Raw genomic sequence first — 8,717 nt, forward strand, 5'->3', positions numbered from 1 at the left:
GTTTTGATTTAGTTAATGTTTATTATTAGCCGTTGCTAATTCATATTCTTCTGGCGTTTGTTCCTTGTCTATACCTTCATCAAATGGCGATTTATTGCTAATTCTTTCTTGAAGACTTTGGAATACAATAAATAGCGCCGGGATTACAAACACGCCAAACAAAGTACCGATAAGCATACCACCAACAGCACCAGTACCAATTGATTTATTCCCTGATGCACCAACACCTGATGATAGCATTAATGGAAGTAAACCTAAAATGAAGGCAAAGGATGTCATTAGAATTGGTCGTAAACGTGCTGTTGCTCCATCAATTGCGGCGTTTACAATGCTCATGCCTTTCTTTCTTCTATCCACCGCATACTCAACGATTAAGATGGCGTTTTTAGCGAGCAAACCCACAAGCATAATCAATGTAATTTGTGTATAGATGTTATTATCGATGCCAAATATTTTATCAAATACAAAAACTCCGGCTAAACCGATCGGAAGTGAGAATAGTACAGCCAATGGCAAAATATAACTTTCGTATTGTGCAGCTAGTAAGAAATAAACGAAGATTATACAAAGCAAGAAAATAAATACAGTTTGATTTCCACCACTTATCTCTTCGCGGGATAGACCTGAAAATTCATATCCATAACCAGCTGGTAAACTTTGCGCTGCAACTTCCTGAACTGCTTTTAGCGCATCACCAGAACTGAAACCAGCATTAGGGTTACCTGTAATGGCAATCGAGGTAAATAAGTTAAATCGAGATATCGCCTGTGGACCATAAACCTTAGTCAAGGTGATAAATTCAGAAACCGGAGCCATTTGTCCGGCACCATTTCTAACAAAAATCCGGGTTAAAGTTTGTTCGTTTGCACGATATTCTGCATCTGCTTGATACATTACACGGTATTGTTTCCCAAATTTGTTAAAGTTTGATGCATAAACACCGCCATAATAACCTTGCATTACGCCTAAAACATCAGCTACGGTTAAGCCGGCTTGTTTTACTTTAGCAACATTAACATCAATTTGATATTGAGGGAAATTTGGGTTAAATGAAGTTGAAGCGTATTGAATTTCTGGTCGTTTGCTTAGTGCGGCTAAAAAGCCGTTGCCGATATCATTAAATTTCTTGATATCACCACCGGTTTTGTCTTGCAACTGGAATTCAAAACCACCACTTGTACCAAAACCCTGAATGGTTGGAGGTGCGAAGAAAATGATTTTAGCCCCTTTAATGTTGGCAGTTTTTGCAAAAAGCTCACCAATAATTGCTTTCACATCGCGTTTACGTTCATCCCATGGAGATAATCGTGAAATTACCATACCATAAGAACTGCCCGTACCGCTAATAAGACTTCGGCCTACAACTCGTAATGTGTTTTTTATTTCGGGTATTTTGTGGGCAATACTATCAATTTGTGCGATTAAAATGTTCGTTTCTTCTTGAGATGTTCCCGCAGGTAACGAAATATCAGAATATATGGTTCCTAAATCCTCATTCGGAACAAAGCCTTTTGGTGTGGTATTCATTGTCCAAACCAATAAAATGGCAAAGAATGCAATGCCTAAACCCACTAACCATTTTTTGTGAGATAAGAAACCAACCGATTTTTTGTATTTTCTGGTTACTGCATCAAAAGAAGTATTAAAAGCATCGTAAAAACGATTTAAAAAGTTCTTCTTTTTTTCATGGTCTTCTGTATGTGGTTTTAAAAACAAAGCACATAAAGCCGGACTTAAAGTTAATGCATTAATTGCTGAAAGGATAATTGAAATAGCAAGTGTTAAACCAAACTGCTTATAAAATACACCTGATGAACCCTGAATAAAACTTACCGGGATAAATACCGCAGCCATAACCAAAGTGATGGAAATAATGGCACCGCTAATATCATCCATCGCATCAACAGTTGCTTTTTTGGCATCGGTGTAGCCTTCATCAAGCTTCGCATGCACAGCCTCTACAACCACAATCGCATCATCCACTACGATACCAATAGCGAGGACTAACGCGAATAACGTTAATAGGTTTATGGTAAAGCCAAATAGGCTGAGGAAGAAAAACGTACCAATAATTGCCACCGGAACACTAATTGCAGGAATTAACGTAGAACGGAAATCCTGTAAGAAGATAAACACAACCAAAAACACCAAAATGAATGCTTCGATTAGCGTGTGAATTACTTTCTCGATTGATGCATCCAAGAAATCATTCACGTTAACCAACGTAGAATAATGAACGCCTTTTGGAAATGATTTCTGGGCTTCATCTAAAGTTTTAATCGAATTTTCAATTACTTCTTTAGCATTCGAACCAGCAGTTTGATTGATAGCGATACCTAAAGCTTGTTTGCCATTAAATTTAACTGAACTGGCATAACTTTGTGCACCTAACTCTATCCTTGCAATATCTTTTAAACGAAGGATTTGTCCATTATCTGCAGTTTTAATAATGATGTTACCAAACTGCGCTTCATCTTTTAATCTACCCGTATATTTTAAGGTGTATTGAAATGCCTGGTTGCCTTGTTCTCCAAACTGACCTGGCGCTGCTTCAACGTTTTGGTCTGCTAATGCTGTATTAACATCATTCGGTACCAAACCATAGGTTGCCATAACATCTGGCTTAAGCCATAAACGCATGGTATAATCTAAAGTACCAAAAGCACTTGCATCACCAACACCGCTAATACGTTTAATTTGTGGGATGATATTAATGTTCGCATAATTCTGCAAAAACTTCTGGTCGTAAGATGGGTCATCACTATACAAACCAAAAATTAACACATTACTTGCTTGTCTTTTGGCAGTTATAACACCCGATTTAGTAACCTCAGCTGGTAATAAACTCGTTGCTCTGGCAACCCTGTTTTGAACATTTACCGCTGCTAAATCAGGATTTGTACCTAGCTTAAAGTTAACTGTGATTGTTGCAGAACCATCATTACTGGCTGTAGAAGTCATGTAAGTCATGTCTTCCACACCATTTATTTGTTCTTCCAGCGGTACAACCACACTACTCATTACCACATCGGCATTTGCACCCTGGTATGATGTAGAAACCTGAACCGTTGGCGGTGCAATTTCTGGATATTGCGAAACCGGAAGCGTGGCTAAACCTAAAACACCGAGAATAACGATGATGATGGATATAACCGTTGAAAGTACCGGTCGTTCTATAAATTTTTTAAACATAATTATTAATGATTAACCAAATATTACGATTGCTCGACTGCTTTGTTATTTTTTGATATCGGCATAAACAGAATCAGCACTTTTAACTTGAGGCTTGATTTTCACACCATCTTTTAACGACTGAAAACCTTCTAAAACAATCTTGTCTCCAGCTTTTAAGCCTTTCGTTACCACGTAAAATTTGTCTTTTGCTAAATCCATAATTTCTATTTCAGTGTTAACAATTTTTGCAGAATCACCTACAACATAAACGAATTTCTTTCCTTGTAAATCAACCGTTGATTTTTGAGGAACAAGAATTGCGTTTTCAACTTTTTGAGGAATTCGTACAGATGCGCTTGCACCAGATTTTAATAGTGAAATTGGATTTGGAAAGGTTGCACGTAAACTTGCAGAGCCCGTTGCGGTATTTATTTGCCCGTTTATCGCTTCGATTTTTCCATTTTGTGCGTAAACCGTTCCATCAGCAAGTATTAAACTAACAGCAGGAATGTTTTTCATTTGCTGTGTTAATGTATTGCCTTTATATGTTTTAGAGAAATCCAAAAGCTGTTTCTCATTTAAAGAAAAGTATGCGTAAACTTTTGATGTATTTGAAACTGTAGTTAATGGTTCAGTGCTTGTACTGCTTACCAAACTACCCGTTCTGAAAGGAATGCTTCCAACCACACCATCAACTGGGCTGGTAATCGAAGTATAACCTAAATTTACCTGTGCATTTACTAGTGCCGCTTTTGCTTGTGCTAATGCTGCTTTTCTGCTTTGAAGTGTTAATTGAGCTGCATCTAAGTCGTATTTGCTAATAATGTCTTTTTCAACCAAAGGTCTTGTTTTATTAACCTGCAATTGTGCTGCATTAACATCAGCTTCTGCGCTGCTAATTGCGGCTCTCGCGGTTCTTACCTCTTGTTCATATTGCGGAGCCATAATGGTGAATAGCAACTGTCCCTTTTTAACTACCGAACCTTCATCTACCAGTATTTTCTGAATAAAACCATCAACTTTTGGACGGATATCAATATTTTGAATACCTTCTATCGTTGCAGGGTAATCTGAGTTTAGTTCTGTTGTTTGTGCGCTAACAGTAAAAACGGGATAAGCTTGTGGACCAGCCGCGGCAGCCGCAGCAGCTTTTTTGGCTTCGTCATCATTTCCGCAGGATGCTAAAAGCATACCAATGCTTATGCTAAAAAAGAGAGTTGTTACTTTTCTCATGGACTATTTTCTGTAATGTGTTAAATTTTAATTTCCAGGTTTAACAAATCGAAGTTAAAAGTGTGTTCCGATTGTTGAGATTTGTTTCCAAAAATAGAGCCTAAAAAAAAATAAATCTGTCCATTTTCTGTCATTTAATCAATCGATTGATTTATTTTTAATTTTTTCAGTTCTTGAATATACGTTAAAATACTGTTTTAAAGTATTTTATCTGTTTAAATTGTTTAATATTTGATGTGTAAATTAATTGCGACAGATGTTAAAAAAGTGTGAAATTGGGAATGAAACGCTTATAAATGTTTGGTAAACGAGTCATTTTTTGGCCTAGCTTAGTGTTAAAAATACACAAATTAAAAAGAGATTGGATTTCTATTTTACAATTTTGAAAAGTTACATCTCACAATTGGAAGTACTTCGTAAACATCTTGATGGTTGTATCGTCTACTAAAAAAGGAATCGAATCAGTGCCGTATTTATTGCAGCGTATCAATCTCCCCTTCAAAAACCAATTTCGCAGGGCCACATAAAAAAACATTAGTAAATTTATGTCCGTCGTAGTTAAATTCTATTTTGATATCACCACCCAATACCTTTATATCAGTTTTAATGTGTCCACTTTGATTTTTATGCTTTGCCATTGCCATTGCCACAGCTGTTACCCCGGTACCACAAGCATAAGTTTCATCTTCCACACCACGCTCATAAGTGCGTACAAACAAATGGTCGCCTTTATCTTCCGCGAAATTTACATTAATTCCTTTCTCAGAATAGGTAGCGTTGTATCTAATGCTTTTACCGTTTGAGAACACATCAAAATTGCTTAAATCATTTTGTAGCGATACATAATGTGGTGAGCCAGTATTTAAAACGAAAGCATCGCCATCATTCGTTATGATTTCAACATCAATCATTTGCAAATCTACCCAATCTCCTGATTCTGAAATTCTGGCATAATGTGGGCCATCAACTGCCAAAAAGTTAGTTTCTTTATCTACAATACCTAAGTGTTTGGCAAAGGCAGCAATACATCTTCCGCCATTGCCACACATGCTACCCAAATTTCCATCTGCATTAAAATAGTGCATTTCAAAATCGTAATCTTCATGTTTGGTAACAAACATCAATCCGTCGGCACCAACGCCAAATCTACGGTCACAAAGCCGCTCAATTAGTTCATTATCAATATTTTCTAATGGACTTGTAGTATGATCTATCAATATAAAATCGTTACCTGCGCCTTGGTACTTTAAGAAATTAATTTTCATGAAACCTTCATTTATTAATGCAATATTTGAGTTGCGATAGTTAAGTCCTGAACCTGCGAAAATTGATTTAACATTTTTTAACAGAGGATGAGGTGCTTTGCAGATACAAATATCGTTTATATGGTATTAAATTTGAATTAATTGAAGAAAGAAAATTATTGAAGGGTGTTTTTGCAAAATAACAATTTAAGAAATCCTTCATATGAGAATGTAAGTGAGATTGATAATAAGCAAAACAAATGGCTAGCAATAAGTCTTATAATTAATCAAACTTGAAACTTTATTATTAAGCAATTTAAAATTTTAAATCGCTATTGAGCACATAAAATAATATACAAACACATGAAAAAAATACTAGGAATTACTTTATTGGCTGCTTTTGTAGGTGGAGCAGCTGCAATAGGAGGTTACAAACTATTTGAGCGTAACCAAACAGGCAGTACAATTTCTGAAAAACAGAATTTATACTTTGCAAATAATCCATTAAAAGTATCTTCTGCAGGTACGGCAGATTTTACTCAGGCTGCAGCAGCAGTTGCACCAGGGGTGGTTCACATTAAAACAACTTATTCATCTTCATCAAAAAGTCAAAGGTCATCACCGATGGATATGATGGAAGATTTCTTTGGCGGAGGTGGCAGACAAATGCAACGCCAACCTAGAGCAGCGTCTGGCTCGGGTGTAATTATTAGTCAGGATGGTTACATTGTTACCAACAACCACGTTGTAGAAAATGCTGATAAGGTTGAAGTAATTTTAACCGACAGACGCAAAGTAGAAGCTAAGGTTATCGGTCGCGATCCGAATACAGATTTGGCTTTAATAAAAGTTAACGCTACAGGTTTGCCAGTTGTTAAATTTGGTAATTCTGATAACGTACAAGTTGGCGAATGGGTTTTAGCAGTTGGGTTTCCATTGGATTTAAATACAACAGTTACTGCGGGTATTGTAAGTGCTAAAAACAGAAGCATTGGTATCATTGGTCGCGAGCAAGAAGGTAGCGAAATTACTGAAGAGGAATATCGCGAATATCAACGTACTGGTAAAAGACCAGATCGCCCAGCAAATACAAGTATAGAATCTTTTATACAGACAGATGCAGCAATTAATCCTGGTAACAGTGGTGGTGCCTTAGTTAATGCTAATGGAGAATTGGTTGGGATTAATTCTGCGATAGCATCTCAAAGTGGTTATAACCAAGGTTATGGTTTCGCAATTCCGGTGAATTTAGCTCGTAAAGTTGTAGATGACTTTATGAAATATGGTTCCGTTAAACGTGGTTATATTGGTGTGAGTTTCGTTCCATTAAGTGCAGATAATCCTGCTGAAATAAACAGCAAAGAAGTTAGTGGTTTATATGTTAATGATGTTGTAGAAGGTGGTGGCGGTGCCGCGGCAGGTATTAAAGCTGGTGATGTAATTAAAAAGGTTGATGGTATAGTAATTAACGATTCACCTGATTTACAAGAGAAAATCGGAAGGTTAAACCCTGGCGATAAAGTTAAGTTAAGTGTGCTTAGAGATGGAACCTTGAGAGATTTCAGTGTTACGTTGAAAGATGAATCTAGCTTAGGTGGAAATACCAAAACTGCAGCAACTAAGAGTGTTGAAGTATCCAAATTAGGTGCAACATTTGTTCCTGCTACAGCTGCACAAAAATCTAAATATGGGATCAATAGTGGAGTGGTTGTAAGTTCGGTAATTACCGGAAAAGCTTTTGATAACATTGGTGTTGAAAAGGGATTAATTATCACCAAAGTAAACGGTCAACCGGTTAATTCTGTTGGCGATGTTCAAAAAGCATTACCACAAACTAGAAATAATATGATTTACATGTCTGGTGTTAGCGAACAAGGAACATTTAATTTCAGTTTTCCTGCACAATAATTAAGTAATATTAAAAAATAGTAAAAGCTTTCTGATGTAAAAATCAGGAAGCTTTTTTGTTGATAGGGTTGCAGAATTTACTGGGAGATCTTAACAATAGTTGGTCAAAAATCCCTTAGATAAGGAGTATTGCACTATAAAACTCTTTTAAGTGATTGAATTTTTACCCCAACAGGAGGTGTTCTGAATTTAATTTCCAGACGGAAAGTGCTGTTAAATGCCAATCAATCAATATTTTGATAATATTTTTAAATTAAAAAAATAAAAAATTGATTATTAGGGATTTAAGTTTATCTTTGAAACAAATTAAAATACAATATAATGCAACAAGGAACAGTAAAATTTTTTAATGAAACTAAAGGTTTCGGATTTATCACTCCATCTAATGGCGATGCCGAAATTTTTGTTCATGCTTCAGGCTTAATTGACAACATTCGTGAGAATGATACCGTAAACTACGATGTAGAAGAAGGTAGAAAAGGCCTAAACGCGGTAAATGTTAAAGTAGCTTAAGAAAACTCGAACACATAAATCGTAAAAAGTCCTGATGCAAGTCGGGACTTTTTTTTGTGCTTAAATTTTTGATAGTGTGTTTTAGTCTTTTAAAATATTGTAGAAATTGCTAACAAAGGGCTTTAAGGATTTTGTAATATTATCTGTATAAAAATTAATAATAAGACCTTGCGGTGCACAAAGTAATTTCATGTAAGTCAATATCTGTGCTTCATGAGTTGGAAGGATATTTTCAACGGTCTTAAGTTCTATAACGATACAATTATCAACATATAAATCTACCTTCAAATCAATATCTAATTCTAATCCGTCGTATTCAACCGGTACAATGGCTTGTTGTATTACATGATGACCATTTCTTTCAAGTTCAAATTTTAAACATTTTTCATAAACACTTTCTAGTAGTCCCGGTCCTAACGCCTTATGAACTTTTATAGCGTAGCCAGTAATATCGTAGGATAATTGTTTTACTTGTCTTTTAGTCATAAGAGTTATTTAGTTGGAATTTTTATGCTTGTTATTTGGATATGAATTAAACATTAAGGCATTAAGACTTTTTGTAAAAAAGCGTTATACTATTTCTTAATGCCTTAATGTTTAATTTTTAAAGTTTAAAGTATTTTACTGCATCACAACCATCAAATA

6 protein-coding genes are annotated in these 8,717 nt (G+C 35.7%); 2 read left to right on the plus strand and 4 right to left on the minus strand.

Going from position 1 to position 8,717, the window contains the following annotated elements:
• Positions 1-12: 12 nt before the first annotated feature.
• From D7004_RS00630 to dapF, 3 genes are all read right to left on the minus strand, one after another.
• Positions 13-3,192 (minus strand): efflux RND transporter permease subunit, encoded by a 3,180-nt coding sequence (locus D7004_RS00630; protein ID WP_123203934.1) that lies wholly within the window; start codon positions 3,190-3,192, stop codon positions 13-15.
• Positions 3,193-3,237: 45 nt separating this feature from the next.
• Positions 3,238-4,407 carry an efflux RND transporter periplasmic adaptor subunit gene (locus D7004_RS00635; protein ID WP_123203935.1) on the minus strand — a complete coding sequence of 390 codons (1,170 nt, stop codon included), beginning with the start codon at positions 4,405-4,407 and terminating at the stop codon, positions 3,238-3,240.
• 473 nt (positions 4,408-4,880) lie between these two features.
• Positions 4,881-5,672, minus strand: a complete 792-nt coding sequence (dapF, locus tag D7004_RS00640) for a diaminopimelate epimerase (protein ID WP_123203936.1) — start codon at positions 5,670-5,672, stop codon at positions 4,881-4,883.
• A gap of 342 nt (positions 5,673-6,014) precedes the next feature.
• On the opposite strand from dapF, the gene D7004_RS00645 reads away from it, so the two are divergent.
• Entirely contained in the window at positions 6,015-7,559 is a 1,545-nt protein-coding gene (locus tag D7004_RS00645; protein WP_208646769.1) for a trypsin-like peptidase domain-containing protein, read from the plus strand.
• A gap of 321 nt (positions 7,560-7,880) precedes the next feature.
• Positions 7,881-8,072 carry a cold-shock protein gene (locus tag D7004_RS00650; RefSeq protein ID WP_010599638.1) on the plus strand — a complete coding sequence of 64 codons (192 nt, stop codon included), beginning with the start codon at positions 7,881-7,883 and terminating at the stop codon, positions 8,070-8,072.
• Between the two features lie 81 nt (positions 8,073-8,153).
• On the opposite strand, the gene D7004_RS00655 is transcribed toward D7004_RS00650, so the two are convergent.
• Positions 8,154-8,558, minus strand: coding sequence for a GxxExxY protein (locus D7004_RS00655; protein ID WP_123203938.1), 405 nt, complete (start codon positions 8,556-8,558; stop codon positions 8,154-8,156).
• Between the last annotated feature and the right edge of the window lie 159 nt (positions 8,559-8,717).

This window comes from Pedobacter jejuensis, from assembly GCF_003725795.1.
Lineage (GTDB): Bacteria > Bacteroidota > Bacteroidia > Sphingobacteriales > Sphingobacteriaceae > Pedobacter > Pedobacter jejuensis.

Excerpts from the sequence above, each read along its gene's own strand:
- D7004_RS00645 (WP_208646769.1), top strand. The coding sequence starts at position 6,015 with ATGAAAAAAATACTAGGAATTACTTTATTGGCTGCTTTTGTAGGTGGA.
- dapF (WP_123203936.1), bottom strand. The coding sequence starts at position 5,672 with ATGAAAATTAATTTCTTAAAGTACCAAGGCGCAGGTAACGATTTTATA.
- D7004_RS00655 (WP_123203938.1), bottom strand. The coding sequence starts at position 8,558 with ATGACTAAAAGACAAGTAAAACAATTATCCTACGATATTACTGGCTAC.
- D7004_RS00630 (WP_123203934.1), bottom strand. The coding sequence starts at position 3,192 with ATGTTTAAAAAATTTATAGAACGACCGGTACTTTCAACGGTTATATCC.
- D7004_RS00635 (WP_123203935.1), bottom strand. The coding sequence starts at position 4,407 with ATGAGAAAAGTAACAACTCTCTTTTTTAGCATAAGCATTGGTATGCTT.
- D7004_RS00650 (WP_010599638.1), top strand. The coding sequence starts at position 7,881 with ATGCAACAAGGAACAGTAAAATTTTTTAATGAAACTAAAGGTTTCGGA.